This is a genomic window from Escherichia sp. E4930, from assembly GCF_005845405.1.
Taxonomy (GTDB): domain Bacteria; phylum Pseudomonadota; class Gammaproteobacteria; order Enterobacterales; family Enterobacteriaceae; genus Escherichia.
Genome location: NZ_VCDZ01000010.1, coordinates 42,986 through 67,659, shown reverse-complemented (window position 1 = coordinate 67,659; position 24,674 = coordinate 42,986). Strand labels below are relative to the sequence as shown.

Here is a 24,674-nt window from a genome sequence, read left to right as displayed (position 1 = left end):
TTTTGAGTATGACATTTTTTATTTAACCTGAACGACGACGATTACGCGGAGCGCCAGTACGACGCGGACCATTGCCTGTACGTGGGCGCGTGAGGCGCAGCGGTTTTGGAAGATCGGTCATCAATGCGTCCGGATTGTATTTGCTTACCGGAATTGAGTGACCAATATAGGTCTCAATAGCAGGCAAATTCAATGCATACTCTTCACATGCCAGGCTGATGGAATGACCACTTGCGCCAGCGCGACCTGTACGACCAATACGGTGAACGTAATCTTCACAGTCATCGGGTAAATCGTAGTTAAAGACGTGCGTCACAGCCGGGATATGCAGGCCACGCGCGGCAACATCGGTGGCAACCAGAATATCCAAATCACCACGGGTAAATTCATCAAGAATACGCAGACGTTTTTTCTGCGCTACATCACCCGTTAACAGGCCAACACGATGACCATCTGCCGCCAGGTGACCCCAGATCTCTTCACAACGATGTTTGGTGTTGGCGAAAATAATCGCTCTGTCTGGCCACTCTTCTTCGATCAGCGTTTGCAATAAACGCATCTTTTCTTCGTTAGAAGGGTAGAAAAGTTCTTCTTTAATGCGGTGGCCCGTTTTCTGTTCCGGTTCCACTTCAATATATTCGGCATTGTTCATCTGCTCGAACGCCAGTTCACGTACCCGGTACGAAAGCGTGGCGGAGAACAGCATGTTGAGACGCTGGTTTGCAGGCGGCATACGGCGGAACAGCCAGCGGATATCTTTAATAAAGCCCAGATCGTACATACGATCGGCTTCGTCCAGCACCACTACCTGAATGGCGCCGAGGTTGATGTGGTTCTGTTTGGCGTAGTCGATCAAACGACCCGTGGTGCCAATCAAAATGTCAACGCCGCTTTCCAGCACTTTCAGCTGTTTGTCGTAGCCGTCGCCACCGTAAGCCAGACCCAATTTCAGGCCAGTAGCTTGCGCCAGTGGTTCCGCATCGGCATGGATCTGCACGGCAAGTTCACGCGTCGGTGCCATAATTAAGGCACGCGGTTGATTCACCTTGCGATCGGCAATCGCGGGATGAGAGAGAAGATAATGAAACGTTGACGTAAGAAACGCCATCGTTTTTCCGGTACCGGTTTGCGCCTGCCCGGCTACGTCACGACCCACCAGCGTTAGTGGAAGGGCCAGTGCCTGAATGGGCGTACAGTTATGAAACCCTTTTTTTTCAAGGGCTTCTACAACTTTCGGATGCAGGGCGAAGTCGGAAAACTTCTGTTCTGTTAAATGTGTTTTGCTCATAGTGTGGTAGAATATCAGCTTACTATTGCTTTACGAAAGCGTATCCGGTGAAATAAAGTCAACCTTTAGTTGGTTAATGTTACACCAACAACGAAACCAACACGCCAGGCTTATTCCTGTGGAGTTATATATGAGCGATAAAATTATTCACCTGACTGACGACAGTTTTGACACGGATGTACTCAAAGCGGACGGGGCGATCCTCGTTGATTTCTGGGCAGAGTGGTGCGGTCCGTGCAAAATGATCGCCCCGATTCTGGATGAAATCGCTGACGAATATCAGGGCAAACTGACTGTTGCAAAACTGAACATCGATCAAAACCCTGGCACTGCGCCGAAATATGGCATCCGTGGTATCCCGACTCTGCTGCTGTTCAAAAACGGCGAATTGGCCGCAACCAAAGTGGGCGCACTGTCTAAAGGTCAGTTGAAAGAGTTCCTCGACGCTAACCTGGCGTAAGGGAATTTCATGTTCGGGTGCCCCGTCGCTAAAAACTGGACGCCCGGCGTGAGTCATGCTAACTTAATGTTGACTTCGTATTAAACATACCTTATTAAGTTTGAATCTTGTAATATCCAACGCTTCCTGTTTTTCTTAAATGCGAAGTGAACAGATTTCTGGCTCGTCACTCAATCCGTCTTGTCGTTTCAGTTCTGCGTACTCTCCTGTGACCAGACAGCGAAAAGACATGAGTTGATGACCGTAAACAGGCATGGATGATCCTGCCATACCATTCACAACATTAAGTTCGAGATTTACCCCAAGTTTAAGAACTCACACCACTATGAATCTTACCGAATTAAAGAATACGCCGGTTTCTGAGCTGATCACTCTCGGCGAAAATATGGGGCTGGAAAACCTGGCTCGTATGCGTAAGCAGGACATTATTTTTGCCATCCTGAAGCAGCACGCAAAGAGTGGCGAAGATATCTTTGGTGATGGCGTACTGGAGATATTGCAGGATGGATTTGGTTTCCTCCGTTCCGCAGACAGCTCCTACCTCGCCGGCCCTGATGACATCTACGTTTCTCCTAGCCAAATCCGCCGTTTCAACCTCCGCACTGGTGATACCATCTCTGGTAAGATTCGCCCGCCGAAAGAAGGTGAACGCTATTTTGCGCTGCTGAAGGTTAACGAAGTTAACTTCGACAAACCAGAAAACGCCCGTAACAAAATCCTCTTTGAGAACTTAACGCCGCTGCACGCAAATTCTCGTCTGCGTATGGAACGTGGTAACGGTTCTACCGAAGATTTAACCGCACGCGTACTGGATCTGGCATCGCCTATCGGTCGTGGGCAACGTGGTCTGATTGTGGCACCGCCAAAAGCGGGTAAAACCATGCTGCTGCAGAACATTGCTCAGAGCATCGCTTACAACCATCCAGACTGCGTACTGATGGTTCTGCTGATTGACGAACGCCCGGAAGAAGTGACCGAGATGCAGCGTCTGGTTAAAGGTGAAGTTGTTGCTTCTACCTTCGACGAACCAGCATCTCGCCACGTTCAGGTTGCGGAAATGGTGATCGAGAAGGCAAAACGCCTGGTTGAGCATAAGAAAGACGTTATTATTCTGCTCGACTCCATCACTCGTCTGGCTCGTGCCTACAACACCGTCGTACCGGCTTCCGGTAAAGTGTTGACTGGTGGTGTGGACGCCAACGCCCTGCATCGTCCGAAACGCTTCTTCGGTGCAGCACGTAATGTGGAAGAGGGCGGCAGCCTGACCATCATTGCAACGGCGCTAATCGATACCGGCTCCAAAATGGACGAAGTTATCTACGAAGAGTTTAAAGGTACAGGTAACATGGAACTGCACCTCTCTCGTAAAATCGCTGAAAAACGCGTCTTCCCGGCAATCGACTACAACCGTTCTGGTACTCGTAAAGAAGAGTTGCTTACCACTCAGGAAGAGCTGCAGAAAATGTGGATCCTGCGCAAAATCATTCACCCGATGGGCGAAATCGACGCAATGGAATTCCTCATTAATAAGCTTGCGATGACCAAGACCAATGATGATTTCTTCGAGATGATGAAACGCTCATAAGTTAGTGTTACAGCAAAACGCCACGTGTTTACGTGGCGTTTTGCTTTTATATCTGTAATCTTAGCGGTATACCTGTGATGGTGTGAAAATTCCTGGTTTTTGCGGGTGTTTTATGCGATTTACATATCAATTGGTTGATTTTTGCTCATTTCTGAGAGATTCAGAAAGTAGTTTCCCTTCTGAATAAAGGTCTTCGTGGGTATACTTCAGCTAATAATTTTCTCTGAGAGCATGCATTGTGAATTTACTGACAGTGAGTACTGATCTCATCAGTATTTTTTTATTCACGACACTGTTTCTGTTTTTTGCCCGCAAGGTGGCAAAAAAAGTCGGTTTAGTGGATAAACCTAACTTCCGCAAACGTCACCAGGGATTGATACCGCTCGTTGGGGGTATTTCGGTTTACGCAGGGATTTGCTTCACGTTCGGAATTGTCGATTACTATATTCCACATGCAGCTCTCTACTTGGCTTGTGCCGGTGTCCTTGTGTTCATCGGCGCGCTGGATGACCGTTTTGATATCAGCGTAAAAATCCGCGCTACCATACAAGCTATCATTGGCGTCGTTATGATGGTGTTCGGCAAACTTTATCTCAGTAGTTTGGGTTATATCTTTGGCTCCTGGGAGATGGTGCTCGGACCGTTTGGTTACTTTCTGACGCTGTTTGCTGTCTGGGCGGCGATTAATGCCTTCAACATGGTCGATGGTATTGATGGCTTGCTGGGCGGGTTATCCTGTGTCTCGTTTGCGGCAATCGGTATGATTTTGTGGTTCGACGGGCAAACCAGCCTCGCTATCTGGTGCTTTGCCATGATCGCCGCCATCCTGCCTTATATCATGCTCAACCTTGGTATTCTGGGGCGTCGCTACAAAGTCTTTATGGGCGATGCCGGTAGTACGCTGATTGGTTTTACTGTTATCTGGATCCTGTTGGAAACTACCCAGGGAGCCACACATCCAATCAGCCCGGTTACCGCCTTATGGATCATTGCTATCCCGCTGATGGACATGGTGGCGATTATGTATCGTCGTTTGCGTAAAGGCATGAGTCCATTCTCACCTGACCGACAGCACATTCATCATTTGATCATGCGCGCTGGATTTACTTCTCGTCAGGCGTTTGTGTTGATTACCCTTGCTGCAGCGCTACTCGCTTCTATTGGCGTACTGGCAGAATATTCTCATTTTGTCCCGGAATGGGTCATGCTGGTGCTCTTTTTGCTAGCATTCTTCCTCTATGGCTATTGCATTAAGCGTGCCTGGAAGGTTGCTCGCTTCATCAAACGCGTGAAACGTCGACTGCGCAGAAACCGTGATGGCAGCCCTAATTTAACCAAATAAAATGAGGATGTAATGACGCAACCAATGCCTGGGAAACCAGCCGAAGACGCTGAAAATGAACTGGATATTCGTGGGTTGTTTCGTACCTTGTGGGCTGGGAAGCTGTGGATTATTGGCATGGGGCTGGCGTTTGCCTTAATCGCGTTGGCTTATACTTTTTTTGCGCGTCAGGAGTGGAGTGCGACGGCGATTACCGATCGTCCAACCGTGAATATGCTGGGCGGGTACTACTCGCAGCAGCAATTTTTGCGTAACCTGGATGTTCGTTCAAATATGGCCCCTGCCGACCAACCATCGGTTATGGATGAAGCCTATAAAGAGTTTGTTATGCAACTGGCATCGTGGGATACCCGCCGCGATTTCTGGTTGCAGACTGACTATTACAAACAGCGGATGGTCGGAAATAGTAAGGCTGATGCGGCTCTGCTGGATGAAATGATCAACAACATCCTGTTTATTCCTGGTGATTTCGCCCGCGCGGTCAATGACAGCGTTAAGCTGGTTGCCGAAACCGCCCCCGATGCTAATAACCTGCTTCGTCAATACGTTGCTTTTGCCAGCCAGCGTGCTGCCAGCCATCTGAATGATGAGCTGAAAGGCGCATGGGCGGCGCGCACTATTCAGATGAAAGCTCAGGTGAAGCGTCAGGAAGAAGTGGCTAAGTCCATCTACGACCGCCGGATGAACAGTATTGAACAGGCACTTAAAATCGCCGAGCAACACAATATTTCTCGCAGTGCGACAGACGTGCCAGCCGAGGAATTACCTGATTCAGAAATGTTCCTGTTAGGGCGCCCGATGCTCCAGGCGCGACTGGAAAATTTACAGGCTGTCGGCCCAGCCTTTGATCTCGACTATGATCAGAATCGGGCCATGTTAAACACACTTAATGTTGGTCCAACCCTGGATCCGCGTTTTCAGACCTATCGCTATTTGCGTACACCGGAAGAACCGGTAAAACGCGATAGCCCACGTCGTGCCTTCCTGATGATTATGTGGGGCATTGTCGGGGGGCTGATCGGGGCTGGTGTCGCATTAACCCGCCGTTGCTCGAAATAGCAACACAGCTGTGGTGAGCGCAAAGGCGCTCGCCGCTTATTCGAAGAGAATCGATGTGAAAGTACTGACTGTATTTGGTACGCGCCCGGAAGCCATCAAGATGGCGCCGTTGGTGCATGCGTTGGCAAAAGATCCTTTTTTTGAGGCTAAAGTTTGCGTCACTGCACAGCATCGGGAGATGCTCGATCAGGTGCTGAAACTCTTTTCCATTGTACCTGACTACGATCTCAACATAATGCAGCCAGGACAGGGCCTGACAGAGATAACCTGTCGGATTCTGGAAGGACTAAAACCTATTCTTGCCGAGTTCAAACCAGACGTTGTGCTGGTTCACGGTGATACTACCACCACACTGGCAACCAGCCTGGCAGCGTTTTATCAGCGAATTCCTGTTGGTCACGTTGAGGCCGGACTGCGCACGGGCGATCTCTATTCGCCGTGGCCGGAAGAGGCTAACCGTACATTGACCGGGCATCTGGCGATGTACCATTTCTCACCAACTGAAACTTCCCGGCAAAATTTGCTGCGTGAAAACGTCGCTGACAGCCGAATATTTATTACCGGTAATACAGTAATTGATGCGCTGCTGTGGGTGCGCGACCAGGTAATGAGCAGCGATACGCTGCGTTCAGAACTGGCGGCAAATTACCCGTTTATCGCCCCCGATAAAAAGATGATTCTGGTGACCGGTCACAGACGTGAGAGCTTTGGTCGTGGCTTTGAAGAAATCTGCCATGCGCTGGCTGAAATTGCTACCACTCATCAGGACATCCAGATTGTTTATCCGGTACACCTTAACCCGAATGTCAGAGAGCCGGTCAATCGCATTCTGGGGCATGTGAAAAATGTCATTTTGATTGATCCCCAGGAGTATTTACCGTTTGTCTGGTTGATGAACCACGCCTGGTTGATTTTGACTGACTCTGGCGGCATTCAGGAAGAAGCACCTTCTCTGGGTAAACCGGTGCTGGTGATGCGCGATACCACCGAACGCCCAGAAGCGGTGACCGCAGGTACGGTACGTCTGGTGGGGACGGATAAGCAACGGATCGTCGAGGAAGTGACGCGTCTTTTAGAAGACGAAGATGAATATCAAACTATGAGCCGAGCCCATAACCCGTATGGTGATGGTCAGGCATGCTCTCGCATTTTGGAAGCGTTAAAAAATAATCGGATATCACTATGAGTTTTGCGACCATTTCTGTTATCGGACTAGGTTATATCGGGCTGCCAACGGCGGCTGCGTTTGCCTCACGGCAAAAACAGGTGATTGGTGTTGATATCAACCAACAAGCGGTTGATACCATCAATCGTGGCGAAATCCATATCGTCGAACCTGATTTAGCGAGCGTGGTAAAAACTGCCGTAGAAGGTGGTTTTTTACGAGCGAGCACGACGCCGGTTGAGGCTGATGCCTGGCTGATTGCTGTCCCAACGCCATTTAAAGGCGATCATGAGCCGGATATGGCCTACGTCGAATCGGCTGCCCGCTCCATTGCGCCGGTGCTGAAAAAAGGCGCGTTGGTGATCCTTGAATCCACCTCGCCGGTGGGCTCAACCGAGAAGATGGCAGAATGGTTAGCAGAGATGCGTCCGGACCTGACTTTCCCGCAGCAGGTGGGTGAGCAGGCGGACGTCAATATTGCTTATTGCCCGGAACGCGTGTTGCCGGGCCAGGTGATGGTCGAGCTGATTAAAAACGATCGCGTCATTGGCGGCATGACGCCAGTTTGCTCGGCGCGCGCCAGCGAACTGTACAAAATTTTCCTCGAAGGTGAGTGTGTCGTCACTAACTCGCGGACGGCGGAAATGTGTAAGCTCACAGAAAACAGCTTCCGCGACGTGAATATTGCTTTTGCTAACGAACTGTCGCTGATTTGTGCCGAGCAAGGAATTAACGTCTGGGAACTGATTCGTCTGGCGAATCGCCATCCACGAGTCAATATTCTCCAGCCTGGTCCGGGCGTGGGCGGTCACTGTATCGCTGTTGATCCGTGGTTTATCGTGGCACAGAACCCGCAGCAGGCGCAGCTTATCCGTACCGCGCGCGAAGTGAACGATCACAAGCCTTTCTGGGTTATCGATCAGGTGAAAGCGGCAGTCGCTGATTGTCTGGCTGCCACTGATAAACGCGCCAGCGAGCTGAAAATTGCCTGCTTTGGTCTGGCGTTTAAACCGAATATTGATGATCTGCGCGAAAGCCCGGCGATGGAAATCGCTGAACTGATCGCCCAGTGGCACAGCGGCGAAACGCTGGTTGTTGAGCCTAACATTCACCAGTTGCCGAAAAAACTGACTGGGCTTTGCATGCTGGCGCAGCTTGACGAGGCGCTGGCGACGGCAGATGTGCTGGTGATGCTGGTAGATCACAGCCAGTTTAAAGCCATTAGCGGCGATGATGTACAGCAGCTGTATGTGGTGGATACCAAAGGAGTCTGGCGCTGATACTGATTACAGTAAAAGACTGTGTTGAGGGAGATTAGAATGCCCGTCCGCGCCAGTATTGAACCACTAACCTGGGAAAACGCCTTCTTTGGCGTTAACAGCGCCATCGTGCGCATTAGTCCTGATGCACCGCTCCTGACACCAGACGTTTTGGTGCCGTGGTCACGGGTGCAGGCCAAAATTGCCGCATCCAATACCGATGAACTGGATGCTCTGCAACAGCTGGGATTCTCACTGGTAGAAGGGGAAGTGGATTTGGCTCTCCCCGTGATCAACGTCAGTGAAAGCCATGCGGAAGTGGCTCAAGAATCAGATATTCCAGTACTACGCCAGTTAGCCCGTGAAGCATTCGCGCAAAGCCGTTTTCGTGCGCCGTGGTATGCGCCTGACGCCAGCGGTCGCTTTTATGCGCAGTGGATTGAAAATGCCGTGCGCGGCACCTTTGATCATCAATGCCTGGTTTTACGCGCGGCTTCCGGCGAGATTCGCGGCTATGTTTCTCTGCGAGAGTTGAATTCCACTGACGCGCGCATTGGTTTACTGGCAGGACGCGGAGCAGGTGCACACCTGATGCAAGCAGCGCTAAACTGGGCGTATGCTCGCGGTAAAATAACATTGCGGGTGGCGACCCAGATGGGCAATACCGCCGCGCTTAAACGATACATACAAAGTGGTGCGAATATAGAAAGCACCGCGTACTGGTTATACAGGTGATCACATGATTCCATTTAACGCACCGCCGGTGGTGGGAACCGAACTCGACTATATGCAGTCGGCAATGGGTAGCGGCAAACTGTGTGGTGATGGCGGTTTTACCCGTCGCTGCCAGCAGTGGCTGGAGCAACGTTTTGGCAGCGCCAAAGTGTTACTGACGCCGTCCTGCACCGCTTCGCTGGAGATGGCGGCGCTGCTGCTCGATATCCAGCCTGGCGATGAAGTGATCATGCCGAGCTACACCTTTGTCTCCACCGCCAATGCCTTTGTGCTACGTGGTGCGAAAATCGTCTTTGTTGATGTTCGCCCGGACACCATGAACATCGACGAAACGCTGATTGAAGCGGCGATCACCGACAAAACACGCGTTATCGTTCCAGTCCATTACGCGGGCGTGGCCTGTGAAATGGACACCATTATGGCGTTGGCGAAAAAGCATAACCTGTTTGTGGTGGAAGATGCCGCTCAGGGCGTGATGTCCACTTACAAAGGGCGTGCGCTGGGAACCATTGGCCATATTGGCTGCTTTAGCTTCCATGAAACCAAAAATTACACGGCGGGTGGTGAAGGCGGGGCGACGCTGATTAACGATAAAGCGTTGATTGAACGTGCCGAGATCATTCGCGAAAAAGGGACTAACCGCAGCCAGTTCTTCCGTGGTCAGGTTGATAAATATACCTGGCGCGATATCGGCTCCAGCTATTTGATGTCCGATCTGCAAGCTGCGTATCTGTGGGCGCAACTGGAAGCAGCCGAACGTATCAACCAGCAACGTCTGGCGCTGTGGCAAAACTACTACGATGCGTTAGCACCTCTGGCGAAAGCCGGGCGTATCGAGCTGCCGTCGATTCCGGATGACTGCGTGCAGAACGCGCATATGTTCTACATCAAGCTGCGGGATATTGATGACCGGAGCGCGTTGATTAGCTTCCTGAAGGAAGCGGAAATCATGGCGGTGTTCCATTACATTCCGCTGCACGCAAGCCCTGCGGGTGAACGCTTTGGTGAGTTTCACGGTGAAGATCGCTACACCACCAAAGAGAGCGAGCGCCTGCTGCGCCTGCCGTTGTTCTATAACCTGTCGTCCGTCAATCAGCGCACGGTAATTGCGACCTTGTTGAACTACTTCTCCTGATATGTCACTGGCAAAAGCGTCCTTGTGGACGGCGGCCAGTACACTGGTCAAGATTGGCGCTGGGTTACTGGTTGGTAAATTACTGGCGGTGTCATTTGGTCCGGCAGGACTAGGGCTGGCGGCAAATTTCCGCCAGTTGATTACCGTGCTCGGCGTGCTTGCCGGGGCGGGTATCTTTAATGGTGTAACCAAATACGTTGCCCAGTACCATGATAATCCGCAGCAGCTGCGCCGTGTGGTCGGCACTTCATCAGCGATGGTGCTTGGCTTCTCCACCCTGATGGCGCTGGTCTTTGTGCTGGCGGCTGCGCCAATCAGCCAGGGATTGTTTGGTAATACCGACTATCAGGGGCTGGTGCGTTTAGTGGCGCTGGTGCAAATGGGGATCGCCTGGGGCAACCTGTTGCTGGCGCTAATGAAAGGCTTTCGCGATGCCGCGGGTAATGCGTTATCGCTGATTGTCGGCAGCCTGATTGGCGTTATTGCTTATTATGTCAGTTACCGTTTTGGCGGTTATGAAGGCGCGTTGCTTGGTCTGGCGCTGATTCCCGCGCTGGTGGTAATGCCTGCCGCTGTCATGTTAATTAAGCGTGGTGCTGTCCCGTTAAGCTATCTAAAACCCAGCTGGGATAACGGTCTGGCAGGGCAGTTGAGCAAATTTACGCTCATGGCGTTGATTACGTCGGTGACCTTGCCCGTTGCGTACATCATGATGCGTAAACTGCTGGCGGCGCAGTATAGCTGGGATGAAGTGGGGATCTGGCAAGGGGTGAGCAGTATTTCCGACGCCTACCTGCAATTTATTACCGCATCGTTCAGTGTATATTTACTGCCCACGTTGTCGCGGCTAACGGAAAAACGCGATATCACTCGGGAAGTGGTGAAGTCGCTGAAATTTGTTTTACCGGCTGTGGCGGCAGCGAGTTTCACCGTCTGGCTACTGCGTGATTTTGCCATCTGGCTGCTGTTGTCGAATAAATTTACCGCCATGCGGGATCTCTTTGCCTGGCAGTTGGTCGGCGATGTGTTAAAAGTAGGCGCCTATGTCTTTGGTTATCTGGTGATCGCCAAAGCGTCGCTGCGGTTTTATATTCTGGCGGAAGTCAGCCAGTTCACTTTATTGATGGTATTTGCCCACTGGTTGATCCCCGCGCATGGCGCCCTGGGCGCGGCGCAGGCCTACATGGCAACTTATATCGTCTATTTTTCTCTTTGTTGTGGCGTGTTTTTACTCTGGCGTAGGCGGGCATGACTGTACTGATTCACGTACTGGGATCGGATATCCCTCACCATAACCAAACCGTTCTGCGGTTTTTCAATGACGCGCTGGCCGCGACGAGCGAGCACGCGCGCGAGTTTATGGTTGCTGGCAAGGACGACGGCTTAAGTGATAGTTGTCCGGCGCTCACTATCCGCTTTTTTGCGGGGAAAAGGTCATTGGCAGAAGCCGTTATCGCAAAAGCGAAAGCTAACCGTCAGCAGCGGTTTTTCTTCCACGGTCAGTTCAATCCAAAGCTGTGGCTGGCGCTGCTTAGTGGCGGAATCAAGCCCAGCCAGTTTTACTGGCATATCTGGGGGGCAGATCTGTATGAGCTTTCCAGTGGCTTGAGATATAAACTTTTTTATCCGCTGCGCCGACTGGCACAAAAGCGAGTGGGCTGTGTGTTTGCCACTCGGGGAGACTTGAGCTTTTTTGCCAAAACGCATCCAAAGGTGCGGGGCGAACTGATTTACTTCCCAACCCGGATGGACCCTTCTCTCAATACAATGGCGAACGATCGGCAACGTGAAGGGAAAATGACCATTTTGGTAGGGAACTCCGGCGATCGCAGCAATGAGCATATCACCGCCTTGCGCGCTGTTCATCAGCAGTTTGGCGATACGGTAAAAGTGGTTGTACCGATGGGCTATCCGCCTAATAACGAAGCGTACATCGACGAAGTTCATCAGGCGGGGCTCGAGTTATTCAGCGAAGAAAATCTGCAAGTTCTGAGCGAAAAACTGGAATTTGACGCCTATCTGGCGCTACTTCGCCAGTGCGATCTCGGCTACTTTATTTTTGCTCGCCAGCAGGGCATTGGTACGCTGTGCTTACTGATTCAGGCGGGCATTCCTTGTGTGCTTAACCGGGAAAATCCGTTCTGGCAGGATATGACAGAGCAACATTTGCCGGTGCTGTTTACCACTGACGATCTCAATGAAGATATTGTGCGTGAAGCGCAGCGCCAGTTGGCGTCGGTGGATAAAAACAACATTGCCTTCTTTAGCCCGAACTATCTGCAAGGCTGGCAGCGGGCGCTGGCTATTGCCACCGGGGAGGTCGCATGAGCCTGCTGCAATTCAGCGGTCTTTTTGTTGTCTGGCTGCTCTGCACGCTGTTTATCGCCACGCTGACATGGTTTGAGTTTCGCCGCGTGCGCTTTAACTTCAATGTCTTCTTTTCATTGCTGTTTTTGCTGACCTTTTTCTTCGGCTTCCCGCTGACCAGCTTGTTGGTGTTTCGCTTTGATGTTGCCGTGGTGCCGCCAGAGATCTTGTTGCAGGCGTTACTTTCTGCGGGGGGATTTTACGCAGTTTACTACGTCACTTACAAAACACGCTTACGCAAACGCGTTGCCGATGCACCGCGCCGTCCAGTGTTTACCATGAACCGCGTAGAAACCAATCTCACGTGGGTGATTCTGATGGGCATCGCGCTGGTGAGCGTTGGCATCTTTTTCATGCATAACGGTTTTTTGCTGTTCCGGCTTAACTCCTACAGCCAGATCTTCTCCAGCGAAGTCTCTGGCGTGGCGTTAAAGCGTTTCTTTTACTTTTTCATCCCGGCAATGTTAGTGGTCTACTTTCTGCGCCAGGACAGCAAAGCGTGGTTGTTTTTCCTCGTCAGCACGGTTGCCTTCGGTTTGCTGACTTACATGATTGTCGGCGGCACTCGCGCCAATATCATTATCGCGTTTGCTATCTTCCTGTTTATCGGCATTATTCGCGGCTGGATATCGTTGTGGATGCTGGCGGCGGCGGGCGTGCTGGGGATTGTTGGCATGTTCTGGCTGGCGCTAAAACGCTATGGAATGAGCGTCAGCGGCGATGAGGCGTTCTATACGTTTCTCTATCTCACCCGCGACACTTTCTCGCCGTGGGAGAATCTGGCGCTGCTTTTGCAGAACTACGACAACATTGACTTCCAGGGCCTGGCTCCAATTGTCCGCGATTTCTATGTCTTTATCCCTTCCTGGCTGTGGCCGGGGCGTCCGAGTATGGTGCTGAACTCCGCCAACTACTTTACCTGGGAAGTGCTGAATAACCACTCCGGGCTGGCGATCTCGCCTACGCTTATAGGCTCACTGGTTGTTATGGGCGGTGCGTTGTTCATCCCGCTCGGGGCGATTGTGGTTGGTCTGATCATCAAGTGGTTCGACTGGTTGTATGAGCTGGGCAACCGCGAAACTAATCGCTATAAGGCTGCGATTCTCCACAGTTTCTGCTTCGGGGCGATCTTCAATATGATCGTGCTGGCGCGCGAAGGGTTGGATTCGTTTGTCTCGCGTGTCGTCTTTTTTATCGTGGTCTTCGGCGCAAGCCTGATGATTGCAAAACTGCTGTACTGGCTTTTTGATAGCGCCGGACTCGTTCATAAACGAATAAAATCATCGCTCCGGACGCAGGTTGAAGGATAACAATGAATAACAACACCACGGCACCGACCTATACGCTGCGTGGCTTACAGTTGATCGGTTGGCGTGATATGCAGCATGCCCTCGATTATCTGTTCGCTGACGGGCAGCTTAAGCAGGGAACGCTGGTTGCCATTAATGCCGAAAAAATGCTGACCATTGAAGATAACGTCGAGGTCAGGGGGTTAATTAACGCTGCCGAATTTAAATATGCCGATGGCATTAGCGTTGTGCGGTCGGTGCGTAAAAAGTACCCGCAGGCACAGGTTTCCCGCGTTGCCGGTGCCGATCTCTGGGAAGAAGTAATGGCGCGCGCTGGCAAGGAAGGGACGCCGGTATTTCTTGTGGGCGGTAAACCTGATGTGCTGGCGCAGACCGAAGCTAAACTGCGCGACCAGTGGAATGTGAATATCGTTGGCAGCCAGGACGGTTATTTCAAGCCTGAGCAGCGTCAGGCGCTGTTTGAGCGTATTCACGCCAGTGGTGCGCAAATCGTCACTGTCGCAATGGGGTCACCAAAGCAGGAGATCTTCATGCGCGACTGCCGCCTGGTGCACCCTAATGCGCTGTATATGGGCGTTGGTGGAACGTACGATGTCTTTACCGGTCACGTAAAACGCGCGCCGAAAATCTGGCAAAAACTGGGACTGGAGTGGCTTTATAGACTGCTTTCGCAGCCGAGTCGCATTAAGCGCCAGCTTCGTTTGCTGCGTTATTTACGCTGGCATTACACCGGCGATCTCTGATTTTCCTCTCTCTGTAAAGCGACGGAGTGGTCACTTCGTCGCCTGCCTGTCTTTTTATTACACAAAGCATTCAAATTTTTAATGCTTTATTTGCCATTTCTCCTGAATTACGAAAACATTCGCAACACTCGATGTACCCATAACGATAACCGGTAACACCGGAAAGCATGCAAACACAACACGAGGATTTATGGCAGATAACAAACCAGAGCTACAGCGTGGGCTGGAAGCTCGACATATCGAACTCATCGCCCTGGGGGGCACCATTGGCGTCGGCCTGTTTATGGGGGCCGCCAGTACCCTGAAATGGGCCGGACCATCCGTATTGTTGGCCTATATCATCGCCGGGCTGTTCGTCTTTTTCATCATGCGCTCAATGGGCGAAATGTTGTTCCTCGAACCGGTTACCGGTTCGTTCGCCGTTTATGCGCATCGTTACATGAGCCCGTTCTTTGGCTATCTCACCGCCTGGTCTTACTGGTTTATGTGGATGGCGGTGGGGATCTCAGAAATCACCGCCATTGGCGTTTATGTCCAGTTCTGGTTCCCGGAGATGGCGCAGTGGATACCAGCATTGATCGCGGTGGCGCTGGTGGCACTGGCGAATCTGGCAGCGGTGCGGTTGTACGGTGAAATCGAGTTCTGGTTCGCGATGATCAAAGTCACCACGATTATCGTGATGATTGTCATTGGCCTGGGCGTGATTTTCTTTGGCTTTGGCAATGGTGGGCAGTCGATTGGTTTTAGCAATCTCACAGAGCATGGCGGTTTTTTTGCGGGTGGCTGGAAAGGGTTCCTGACCGCGCTGTGTATTGTGGTAGCGTCCTACCAGGGCGTGGAGCTGATTGGCATTACAGCCGGTGAAGCGAAGAATCCGCAGGTGACGCTGCGCAGTGCCGTAGGCAAGGTGCTATGGCGAATCCTGATTTTCTACGTAGGCGCGATTTTCGTTATCGTCACCATCTTCCCGTGGAATGAAATTGGCAGCAACGGCAGCCCGTTCGTACTGACTTTCGCCAAAATCGGCATTACCGCAGCGGCGGGCATTATCAACTTTGTGGTGCTGACGGCTGCGCTCTCTGGCTGTAACAGCGGCATGTACAGTTGCGGACGTATGCTCTACGCGCTGGCGAAAAACCGTCAGTTACCGGCGGTGATGGCGAAAGTTTCCCGTCACGGTGTGCCGGTTGCAGGCGTGGCGGTATCCATTGCTATCCTGCTAATTGGCTCATGCCTGAACTATATCATCCCTAACCCACAGCGCGTGTTTGTCTACGTCTACAGCGCCAGCGTGCTTCCGGGCATGGTGCCGTGGTTTGTGATTTTGATAAGCCAGCTGCGTTTTCGTCGTGCACACAAAGCGGCGATTGCCAGCCATCCGTTCCGCTCAATCCTGTTCCCGTGGGCTAACTACGTAACAATGGCATTCCTGATTTGCGTTTTGATCGGTATGTACTTTAATGAAGATACCCGTATGTCGCTGTTTGTCGGCATCATCTTCATGCTGGCGGTGACGGCGATTTATAAAGTTTTTGGCCTTAATCGCCACGGTAAAGCGCATAAACTGGAGAAATAATCAGCAAAGCGCGCAAACCGTAACCAAACGCGCATTTTATTTAAAAAGGGACTAGACAGAGGGGTGGGAAGTCCGTATTATCCACCCCCGCAACGGCGCTAAGCGCCCGTAGCTCAGCTGGATAGAGCGCTGCCCTCCGGAGGCAGAGGTCTCAGGTTCGAATCCTGTCGGGCGCGCCATTTAGTCCCGGCGCTTGAGCTGCGGTGGTAGTAATACCGCGTAACAAGATTTGTAGTGGTGGCTATAGCTCAGTTGGTAGAGCCCTGGATTGTGATTCCAGTTGTCGTGGGTTCGAATCCCATTAGCCACCCCATTATTAGAAGTTGTGACAATGCGAAGGTGGCGGAATTGGTAGACGCGCTAGCTTCAGGTGTTAGTGTTCTTACGGACGTGGGGGTTCAAGTCCCCCCCCTCGCACCACGACTTTAAAGAATTGAACTAAAAATTCAAAAAGCAGTATTTCGGCGAGTAGCGCAGCTTGGTAGCGCAACTGGTTTGGGACCAGTGGGTCGGAGGTTCGAATCCTCTCTCGCCGACCAATTTTGAACCCCGCTTCGGCGGGGTTTTTTGTTTTCTGTGCATTTCGTCACTCTCCCTTCGCAATAAACGCCCGTAATAACTCATTGCCCCACGGTATGATTTCGCCCTTAACGTATTGAAGGATGACTTCAGGCAAGGAGCGACCATGCTGCAACAGGTTCCAACGCGTGCGTTTCACGTGATGGCGAAACCGAGCGGTTCCGATTGTAATCTGAACTGTGACTACTGTTTTTATCTCGAAAAACAATCCCTTTATCGCGAAAAGCCAGTCACGCATATGGACGATGACACGCTGGAAGCGTATATCCGTCACTATATTGCCGCCAGCGAACCACAAAACGAAGTGGCTTTTACCTGGCAGGGCGGCGAACCAACGTTACTCGGGCTGGAGTTTTACCGCCGTGCCGTGACGCTACAGGCGAAATACGGTGCTGGCAGGCAGGTAAGTAACAGCTTCCAGACCAACGGCGTGCTGCTGGATGATGAATGGTGCGCGTTTCTCGCGGAGCATCATTTCCTTGTCGGACTGTCGTTGGACGGTCCGGCTGAGATCCACAATCAATATCGCGTGACCAAAAGCGGCAGACCAACGCATAAGCTGGTGATGCGTGTCCTGACGCTGCTGCAAAAGCATCATGTCGACTATAACGTGCTGGTCTGCGTTAACCGCACCAGCGCGTTACAACCTTTGCAGGTCTATGATTTTCTGCGTGATGCGGGCGTGGAGTTCATCCAGTTTATTCCGGTAGTGGAGCGTCTGGCTGATGAAACAGCTGCCCGCGATGGACTGAAACTACATGCGCCCGGCGATATTCAGGGCGAACTGACGGAATGGTCGGTGCGCCCCGATGAGTTTGGTGAGTTTCTGGTGGCGATATTCGACCACTGGATCAAACACGACGTCGGCAAGATTTTCGTGATGAATATCGAATGGGCGTTTGCCAATTTTGTCGGTGCGCCGGGTGCGGTTTGCCATCATCAGCCAACCTGTGGGCGCTCGGTGATTGTTGAGCACAACGGCGACGTTTACGCCTGCGATCACTATGTTTATCCGCAATATCGGCTGGGGAATATGCTTCAGCAGACTATCGCAGAAATGATCGATTCCCCGCAGCGGCAGACTTTTGGTGAAGATAAATTTAATCAGTTACCGACGCAGTGTCGCAGCTGTAACGTGTTAAAAGCGTGCTGGGGAGGCTGCCCGAAACACCGCTTTATGCTCGATGCCAGCGGCAAGCCAGGGCTGAATTATTTGTGTGCCGGATATCAGCGTTATTTCCGCCATCTACCGCCGTATCTTAAAGCAATGGCTGATTTTTTGGCGCACGGTCGCCCGGCCAGCGACATTATGCAGGCACATTTGCTGGTGGTGAGTAAGTAGAAATCGGCGGCCGCCTGCGGTTGATTGCCGGATGCGATGCTGACCGCATCTTATCCGGCCTACAGAACGCTACAATTTATTGAATTTGCAAGGCTTGTAGGCCGGATAAGGCGTTCACGCCGCATCCGGCAAGGTCAGTGTGGCCCGATGTAGCGATATCGCCGGCTTAATCAGATTTAATCTGCGCGCGTGGTGGATATTTCTTCAGGATCTCCATATACGCGTGCATTTCGGTTTGCAGTGGTACACCTATCGGAATATGGCGCACGCCGATGGAGTCGCTTTCCTGCAGATCGGTGTACAGGTTAAACACCGACGATCCGGCCGTTTGCATTACTGTGCCGGTGAACCCACCCTGATACCCGCTCTGGGTATAAGCGTATGGCTGCTGAATCAGCACATGGTATTTGAACTCATCCATACGTACAGCAGAGAGTTTGCCGTTGAGGAAGTAGTGCTCGGCCTTACGGTTAAACTGGCCGTTTGTTCCCAGGAAGAAAGATGTCTGGTCTACACCATCGATAAAGGTGGTTTTCGGCACTAAATTCGCCACTTTCGCCCCAGGATGCCCCGCCAGATCCAGTGCTGTTGGGAAGAGATCTGCCAGATCAACAATACCGTCAGATTTACGCGGTTGGATCATGCCTTTCCAGTACACGAAAGTCGGAACGCGAACGCCGCCTTCCCAGGTAGATCCTTTCGCACCACGGAACGGTGTGCGGCCGTGCGGAGGCACTTCGGCTTCCGGACCGTTATCGGAGGTGAAGACAATAAGCGTATTATCCAGCTGACCGTTTTTCTCCAGTGCTTTATACAGATTAGCGAACACATCGTTCATCTCTACCATGCAATCACCATAAGAGGTACGGGCCGGAGAACTTCCCGCATATTTGGCGTTCGGGTAGTTATCGAAGTGGCAGCCGCGAGTGCCATAATAGAGGAAGAAAGGCTTATCGCTCTTTGCCATCTTGTCGAGGAACTTAACACCATATTCCATCCAGCGCTGATCCAGGTCTTCCATATATTTCGGCGTAATGTCGGCAATGGCCTGTTGTTCGCCGCCGCGCACCGCATGAACATCATCTTTGCTAAATGGTAATTGCTTGATGTATTCAGAACGGTCCGGACTCAGGGCGACTTCCGGGTTGACGTGAACATCGCGCCATTCAGTATACATATCGGACACTGAGTTGAAGCCACGGAAATCATCAAAGCCGACGTTCTGCGGCTGCGACTCTTTGTTTTCCCCCATGTGCCATTTCACGATGGCCTGAGTGACGTAACCTTGGTCGTGCAGCAATTGCGGCAGAGTGGTTAACCCTTGCAGTCCGCCTGGTTGCCCGTACATCGGCGGCATTAGAATGCCGTGGTGGATGGAGTATTGCCCGGTGAGAATGGTGGCGCGGGTAGGGGAAGAACTCGGTTGAGAATACGCAGAGGTTAAAATCAGCCCCTGGCTGGCAACGGCGTCAATATCTGGCGTTGGGTTACCTACCGCCACGCCACCGCCATTAAAGCCGACATCCATCCAGCCCACGTCATCCAGTGAGAAAACAACCACGTTCGGTTTCTTACTGGTCTTTTTCTCTAATTCCGCCAGCTTCTGCTGAGTTTCTTTATTCTGTGCCGGATGCTGCATCACAGGCATCATATTATCGTGCAGGTTTAACCAGGTACTGGTTAGGGTGATCATACCCGGCATAGCCTTCGCGCGCGGTAGCGGTTGACGGGGTATCTGCAGCACTGGCCAGCAAAGGAATAGCGGTGGCGACTGCGACCACCAGTAGTTTGGGTGAAAACGAAATTTCCATGCAAAATGCTCCGGTTTCATGTCATTAAATGGATGACGTAATTAAGCATTGATAATTGAGATCCCTCTCCCTGATAAAATGGGGTTATAAATAATTATGATGAAAATATATTATTTATTTGCCATGAGGATGAATCGAAAGATCAGGAGAGCGTTTTCAATCCTACCCTTCGGGCGGGGGATATGTAACGCAGGTTTATTGTATCGTGTTGATTATTGATGCTATTTTTGATTAGAAGTGTAATTAATATATATATTTCTTATTGAATATTTTTAACAATTCACAGTATTAATAATTAAAGAGAGTAAGGTTCTGGATGATATTTTCTCAGGTAATTATTGCGAACGAAAGAAACCTGGATTGCAGAATTGTCTCATAACAAGTATTAAAGGATGTTATTTCCCGGGCCTGTGTGGCATAATAATTGGGTAGATGCTCATTCCATCTCTTATGTTCGCCTTAGTGCCTCATAAACTTAGGAATGACGCAGAGCCGTTTACGGTGCTTATCGTCCACTGACAGATGTCGCTTATGCCTCATCAGACACCATGGACACAACGTTGAGTGAAGCACCCACTTGTTGTCATACAGACCTGTTTTAACGCCTGCTCCGTAATAAGAGCAGGCGTTTTTTTATGTATCAGAAAGGCCCCGGAGGTGCTTGCCTCCGGGTTAGAAAGAACTATTGCGGCGGGTTGTTCTGCAACGTCAACATCAAACCGTCGCGGCGCATCGATGCGGCTTCTTCCGGTTTGTGCAGTCTGTCCAGCGCGTCGGCAAGCCATGCGTAATCGTAGGCGTCCGGGCGTTGTTTCAGTGCCGCGCGGAAGGCGAGGGATGCTTCCTGCCATTCGCCGTGCTTCATCAGTGACTGGCCCAATGTGCTCCACAACAGCGGGCGATCGCCGACGTTTTTGATTTGCTGGCGTAGCACTTTTTCAAGCTGTTCCGGATTGTTGGTTTTCAGTCGTGGGATCGGCAGCAGTAGGCGATCATCATACTGGCGTTTCAGGCCGTCGATGATAATTTGCTGGGCAGTATCATGATCGTCACACTCAATAAGATGTTCCGCCATTGCCACCTGCAACGCCACCTGATGACGCGTTTTCCGGCTTTGGTTTTTCCACCAGTTACGTAAACCTTCGCTGCCGTCATCGGCCCGCGCCTGATTCATCAGGCCAATCCATGCCTGTTGTTCGAGCATTGCGCGATGTTCTTCGTCACCAACGTGGGCTTTCGCCATTGACGGGATGATGTCCAGTAATGAGCTCCACGCGCCGGTACGGATATAAGCCTGTTCCGCCAGACGCAGCACTTCCGGATGGCGTGGTGTGACTTCGAGTAACTTATCCACGCCGTGGCGTGCCGCATGGTTTTCATTACGTGCCAGTTGCAGGCGAACGCGGGCGATTTCCACCGGAATGGTGTCGTTACCCGCCAGTTCCGCTGCGCGTTCCAGATGCTGATTGGCGCGCGCTTCATCCCCTCGTTGCTGTGCGGCTTCGGCAGCCAGCAGGTAGTTCACCACCGGCTGTTCAGCGTGATCGGCATTTTTTGACATCAGCTTTTCAACTTGCTGATAATCGCCTTCCGCCAGTTTTAGCAGCGCTTGTTCTGTCTGCTTACGTGCGCGGCGACGCTTACGTCCGATAAACCAACCCCGGGTGTGCGCGCCGGTGCGGAAGATCCGCCGCAGTAGCCACTCAATGGCAAACAGCACGACCATCGCCAGAATCAAAATGATCGCCAGGCCAGTCACGCTGGTTTCGATATTGTAGTTGTCGGTCTGGATCAGTACGTAACCCTGATGACCGGCAATCATCGGGCCGACCACGATCCCCGCAATCAGCAACACAAAGAGCAATAACACTTTTAGCATGGTTATTCTCCTTGCGGCGCGGCTGCCGGGGCATCAGCTTGCGGTGCAGGTGCAGGTGCAGGTGCAGGTGCAGGTTTAGCTTCCGTTGCCCCTGCTGCCGGTTGTGCCAGTAGGTTACGCACGCGAGTCTGCATCAGTTTTTCCAGCATCGCCTGGCTTTGCAGGGTTTCCGGAAGATCCATCGAGATATTTTGCTGGCTTAACTGGTCCACCTCGTCGAGGAATGCTTTGGTCGTTGCATCTTCAGTATCGTAATAAGCACGAACCCAGGTGGAGACGTTCTCCAGCGCCTGACGATACGTCTCTTCCTGATGACGCGGCACAGCTTGTGCGGCGACCAGCAGACGGGAACGAATATTTTCGCGCAGATAGATATCCTGATTCGGCGCTAACAGCGGTACGGCAGTATCATCACGACGGCGAATCGTAATGAAGTTGTCCATAAAATTCTGCCAGCTTTTTTGCAGATTGATGCGCCATTCGCTGATGGAGCTGGAAAGCTCTTCACCATCGGAATCCATTGGCGAACCGTCGCTATCATTGTCGGCCAGACGCAGGTTATCCACTTGATTAGAGAGCTGATTCAACTTGAGGATAATACCGTCATAATCCACCTGTGATACCGCAGAAAGGCTGGCGATATCATCGGTAATTGCCCGACGAACAGCAATCAGGCTGGGGTCATTCATATCTGCCAGGCTGGCATCAGCGCTTTTCAGTAACGCTGCTGCGGTGGTGACGTCCTGATCGCTCCAGAGTTTACGTCCGGCAAGTTTTACCAGAAAGTCCGCCTGTGCCAGAAGCCAGGTTTTGGCGTCACTACCTGAAATAGTGGCGACCTTTTGTTGAACTTCATCCAGCTTTTTGGCCAGCGTTTCTTGCTGTCGATTCGCCTGCTCTAACTGCGTAGCCTGTTGCTTAATAATGCCTTCCAGCTCCGCTTTTTGGGTTTCCTGGGCTTTTTGCAGTGCCGTGAGTTGGCTCGCCAGGGCATCGCTGGTGGCATTCTGACTGACGGCCTGTTGTTTACCCCAGCCATACAAACCGACGCCTGCTGCCAGAGCAATGGCGATAGCCACCGCACTGAGAATCAGAGCGGTACTGTTCTTACTCTTCTTTTCTGCAACGACAGGTTGTGGCGTGGTGTCCACGGCCTCCCTGGTATCTTCAACCACGGCGGAGGTTTTTTCTTGTTCCGTCATTATGGCTTCCTGTTATGAGAGTTATTGTAATGCCCGTAATAGCGCATCGTTGTCAGCGTTATCGGCGACCTTAATGTCATTCCAGCCCAGTTCCCGGGCGAGTTTCGCCAAACGCTCACTGACGACCAAAAGCCGACAGCGTAGTAACCAGTGCTCACGATACCATTGTGGGATCAATGACCAGAGTTGATGCAACATTTCACCGCTGGTAACAACGACGGTCGTCACCTCGCGGGATTGCCAACGCATCGCCTCTTCTGCACCGTCATAATGAATGGCGCACCGTTGATAACATTCACAAAAAGTGACTTCAGCACCGCGTGCCGTCAGAGTTTCTCCAATCAGCTCACGACCGCCGTTGCCACGTAATATCAGCGCACGTTTGCCCGCAATACTTTGTAATTCCGGTAATTGTAGCAAGACTTCACTGATTTCCCGATCCTGCGGATAACGAACCTGGTGTCCGCTCACGGTATGCAGCGCCAGCGCAGTGGTGCGGCCGATGGCGAAATAACCAGCAAGTGATGGCCATTTAAGGGCTTGCTGATGCAGTTGTGATTGGGCAAAAGCAACGGCGTGTTGCGAAAGGGCAAACAATAGATCGCCTTCACCAAGTGCTGATAGCTGGTCGGCAAGTTGTGGCAATTGCCGACCCGGGGAAAACTCTATCAGCGGAAAATGCCAGGCCACCTGCCCCAGTGTGCGCAGACGGCTCACTAACTCTTCTCCAGCTGGAGATGGGCGGGTGACCAGGATACTCATGCTGGCGCGTCTCCGTTATAGACTTCAGCGAGAATCTCCCGTGCGCCGTTATTCAGTAGCTCTTCCGCCAGTGAAATCCCCATTTGCTCGGCATCCTGCGGCGCACCGCGGCGTTCACCACGAATAATCTGCGAACCGTCCGGCGCACCGACCAGCGCACGCAACCAGATTTTGCCGTCGACAAGTTCGGCATAGCTGCCAATCGGCACCTGACAACCCCCTTCCAGACGGGTATTCATCGCACGTTCAGCGGTGACGCGTAGCGCGGTTTCATGGTGATTAAGCGCGGCAAGAAGCTCGCGGGTACGCGTATCATCAAGGCGGCATTCAATACCTACGGCACCTTGTCCGACTGCCGGAAGAGAAATTTCAGGGGGCAGCGCAGCGCGAATGCGGGACTCCAGCCCTAAACGTTTTAATCCAGCCACGGCAAGAATAATGGCATCGTATTCGCCGTTATCCAGCTTGCTAAGGCGTGTTCCAACGTTCCCACGCAGAGAGCGGATAATCAGGTCCGGGCGGCGTTCCGCCAGTTGGCACTGGCGACGTAAGCTGGAAGTCCCGACGATACTGCCAGCCGGTAACGCATCCAGACTGTCATAATTATTGGACACAAAGGCATCACGCGGATCCTCGCGTTCGCAAATGGTGACCAGCCCCAGACCTTGCGGGAATTCAACCGGCACATCTTTCATCGAATGTACGGCGATATCGGCGCGGTTTTCCAGAAGCGCGACTTCCAGCTCTTTAACAAATAAGCCTTTTCCGCCTACTTTCGCCAGCGGCGTATCAAGAATTACATCGCCACGCGTCACCATCGGTACTAGTTCAACGACTAATCCCGGATGGCTCGCCATCAACTTGTCTTTGACATAGTGTGCCTGCCAGAGTGCAAGTGGGCTTTGGCGTGTGGCAATTCTTAAAACATTGTCTAACATGCTTGTTACCGTCATTATCATCCGTGGTCCATCCTAACATCCTTGCTGGAGCGATGTCAGTGTTGTGGTGAAACGTTGACGTTAATGCAAAACGTAAATGGAATCCTGACAGGCGTTTCAAGCCGTCGTAATAAGGA

General features: G+C 51.8%; 20 protein-coding genes, 4 tRNA genes and 1 pseudogene. 19 read left to right on the top strand and 6 right to left on the bottom strand.

The annotated features are described in order from the left end of the window. Window positions 1-22: 22 nt before the first annotated feature. Window positions 23-1,288: an ATP-dependent RNA helicase RhlB gene (gene rhlB, locus FFT88_RS14250; RefSeq protein WP_130209386.1), complete on the bottom strand. Its 1,266-nt coding sequence runs from the start codon at window positions 1,286-1,288 to the stop codon at window positions 23-25. A 130-nt stretch (window positions 1,289-1,418) separates the two neighbouring features. On the opposite strand from rhlB, the gene trxA reads away from it, so the two are divergent. The 19 genes from trxA to FFT88_RS14155 all read left to right on the top strand — a co-directional run bounded on the left by trxA (window position 1,419) and on the right by FFT88_RS14155 (window position 17,945). After that, the gene (gene trxA, locus FFT88_RS14245; protein WP_064530526.1) at window positions 1,419-1,748 is read left to right on the top strand and encodes a thioredoxin TrxA; all 330 of its coding nucleotides are present in this window, start codon (window positions 1,419-1,421) and stop codon (window positions 1,746-1,748) included. 139 nt (window positions 1,749-1,887) lie between these two features. Next, on the top strand, window positions 1,888-1,986 hold the full coding sequence (gene rhoL / locus FFT88_RS14240; RefSeq protein WP_032145636.1) for a rho operon leader peptide RhoL: 99 nt from the start codon (window positions 1,888-1,890) through the stop codon (window positions 1,984-1,986). An 87-nt stretch (window positions 1,987-2,073) separates the two neighbouring features. Further along, window positions 2,074-3,333: a transcription termination factor Rho gene (rho, locus tag FFT88_RS14235; RefSeq protein WP_001054527.1), complete on the top strand. Its 1,260-nt coding sequence runs from the start codon at window positions 2,074-2,076 to the stop codon at window positions 3,331-3,333. A gap of 238 nt (window positions 3,334-3,571) precedes the next feature. Beyond that, entirely contained in the window at window positions 3,572-4,675 is a 1,104-nt protein-coding gene (gene wecA, locus FFT88_RS14230) for a UDP-N-acetylglucosamine--undecaprenyl-phosphate N-acetylglucosaminephosphotransferase (RefSeq protein WP_130219551.1), read from the top strand. Window positions 4,676-4,687: 12 nt separating this feature from the next. Next, window positions 4,688-5,734, top strand: coding sequence for an ECA polysaccharide chain length modulation protein (gene wzzE, locus FFT88_RS14225; protein WP_064530528.1), 1,047 nt, complete (start codon window positions 4,688-4,690; stop codon window positions 5,732-5,734). Between the two features lie 55 nt (window positions 5,735-5,789). Further along, entirely contained in the window at window positions 5,790-6,920 is a 1,131-nt protein-coding gene (gene wecB / locus FFT88_RS14220; protein ID WP_135403527.1) for a UDP-N-acetylglucosamine 2-epimerase (non-hydrolyzing), read from the top strand. Then, a complete protein-coding gene (gene wecC, locus FFT88_RS14215) occupies window positions 6,917-8,179 on the top strand; it encodes a UDP-N-acetyl-D-mannosamine dehydrogenase (protein ID WP_130219547.1) in 1,263 nt (420 codons plus the stop codon). The genes wecB and wecC overlap by 4 nt, the downstream gene beginning before the upstream one ends. Window positions 8,180-8,218: 39 nt before the next feature. After that, window positions 8,219-8,893: a dTDP-4-amino-4,6-dideoxy-D-galactose acyltransferase gene (gene rffC, locus FFT88_RS14210; RefSeq protein ID WP_135403526.1), complete on the top strand. Its 675-nt coding sequence runs from the start codon at window positions 8,219-8,221 to the stop codon at window positions 8,891-8,893. Window positions 8,894-8,897: 4 nt separating this feature from the next. Further along, the gene (gene rffA / locus FFT88_RS14205; RefSeq protein WP_130258647.1) at window positions 8,898-10,028 is read left to right on the top strand and encodes a dTDP-4-amino-4,6-dideoxygalactose transaminase; all 1,131 of its coding nucleotides are present in this window, start codon (window positions 8,898-8,900) and stop codon (window positions 10,026-10,028) included. Between the two features lies 1 nt (window position 10,029). Continuing rightward, a complete protein-coding gene (gene wzxE / locus FFT88_RS14200; RefSeq protein ID WP_130258646.1) occupies window positions 10,030-11,280 on the top strand; it encodes a lipid III flippase WzxE in 1,251 nt (416 codons plus the stop codon). Next, window positions 11,277-12,356, top strand: a complete 1,080-nt coding sequence (gene rffT / locus FFT88_RS14195) for a TDP-N-acetylfucosamine:lipid II N-acetylfucosaminyltransferase (protein ID WP_135403525.1) — start codon at window positions 11,277-11,279, stop codon at window positions 12,354-12,356. Before wzxE ends, rffT begins: the two co-directional genes overlap by 4 nt. After that, window positions 12,353-13,705, top strand: coding sequence for an ECA oligosaccharide polymerase (gene wzyE, locus FFT88_RS14190; RefSeq protein WP_130219536.1), 1,353 nt, complete (start codon window positions 12,353-12,355; stop codon window positions 13,703-13,705). The genes rffT and wzyE overlap by 4 nt, the downstream gene beginning before the upstream one ends. A 2-nt stretch (window positions 13,706-13,707) precedes the next feature. Next, the gene (gene wecG / locus FFT88_RS14185) at window positions 13,708-14,448 is read left to right on the top strand and encodes a lipopolysaccharide N-acetylmannosaminouronosyltransferase (protein ID WP_135403524.1); all 741 of its coding nucleotides are present in this window, start codon (window positions 13,708-13,710) and stop codon (window positions 14,446-14,448) included. A 190-nt stretch (window positions 14,449-14,638) separates the two neighbouring features. Next, the gene (locus tag FFT88_RS14180) at window positions 14,639-16,024 is read left to right on the top strand and encodes an amino acid permease (protein ID WP_130223395.1); all 1,386 of its coding nucleotides are present in this window, start codon (window positions 14,639-14,641) and stop codon (window positions 16,022-16,024) included. A 102-nt stretch (window positions 16,025-16,126) separates the two neighbouring features. Further along, window positions 16,127-16,203: transfer RNA gene (locus FFT88_RS14175), tRNA-Arg, on the top strand. Between the two features lie 58 nt (window positions 16,204-16,261). Continuing rightward, a tRNA-His gene (locus FFT88_RS14170) sits at window positions 16,262-16,337 on the top strand. Window positions 16,338-16,357: 20 nt separating this feature from the next. Then, window positions 16,358-16,444: transfer RNA gene (locus FFT88_RS14165), tRNA-Leu, on the top strand. 42 nt (window positions 16,445-16,486) lie between these two features. Next, window positions 16,487-16,563, top strand: a tRNA-Pro gene (locus FFT88_RS14160). Between the two features lie 146 nt (window positions 16,564-16,709). Then, window positions 16,710-17,945 carry an anaerobic sulfatase maturase gene (locus FFT88_RS14155; protein WP_135403523.1) on the top strand — a complete coding sequence of 412 codons (1,236 nt, stop codon included), beginning with the start codon at window positions 16,710-16,712 and terminating at the stop codon, window positions 17,943-17,945. 166 nt (window positions 17,946-18,111) lie between these two features. Here FFT88_RS14155 and aslA read toward each other — a convergent pair. From aslA to hemC, 5 genes and pseudogenes are all read right to left on the bottom strand, one after another. Further along, window positions 18,112-19,756: pseudogene (aslA, locus tag FFT88_RS14150) on the bottom strand (arylsulfatase AslA). A gap of 682 nt (window positions 19,757-20,438) precedes the next feature. Next, window positions 20,439-21,635: a protoheme IX biogenesis protein HemY gene (hemY, locus tag FFT88_RS14145; protein ID WP_130223391.1), complete on the bottom strand. Its 1,197-nt coding sequence runs from the start codon at window positions 21,633-21,635 to the stop codon at window positions 20,439-20,441. A gap of 2 nt (window positions 21,636-21,637) precedes the next feature. Beyond that, window positions 21,638-22,837, bottom strand: a complete 1,200-nt coding sequence (gene hemX, locus FFT88_RS14140; RefSeq protein ID WP_135403522.1) for a uroporphyrinogen-III C-methyltransferase — start codon at window positions 22,835-22,837, stop codon at window positions 21,638-21,640. 21 nt (window positions 22,838-22,858) lie between these two features. Next, on the bottom strand, window positions 22,859-23,599 hold the full coding sequence (hemD, locus tag FFT88_RS14135) for a uroporphyrinogen-III synthase (RefSeq protein WP_135403521.1): 741 nt from the start codon (window positions 23,597-23,599) through the stop codon (window positions 22,859-22,861). Then, window positions 23,596-24,537 carry a hydroxymethylbilane synthase gene (gene hemC, locus FFT88_RS14130; protein ID WP_130237980.1) on the bottom strand — a complete coding sequence of 314 codons (942 nt, stop codon included), beginning with the start codon at window positions 24,535-24,537 and terminating at the stop codon, window positions 23,596-23,598. The genes hemD and hemC overlap by 4 nt, the downstream gene beginning before the upstream one ends. Between the last annotated feature and the right edge of the window lie 137 nt (window positions 24,538-24,674).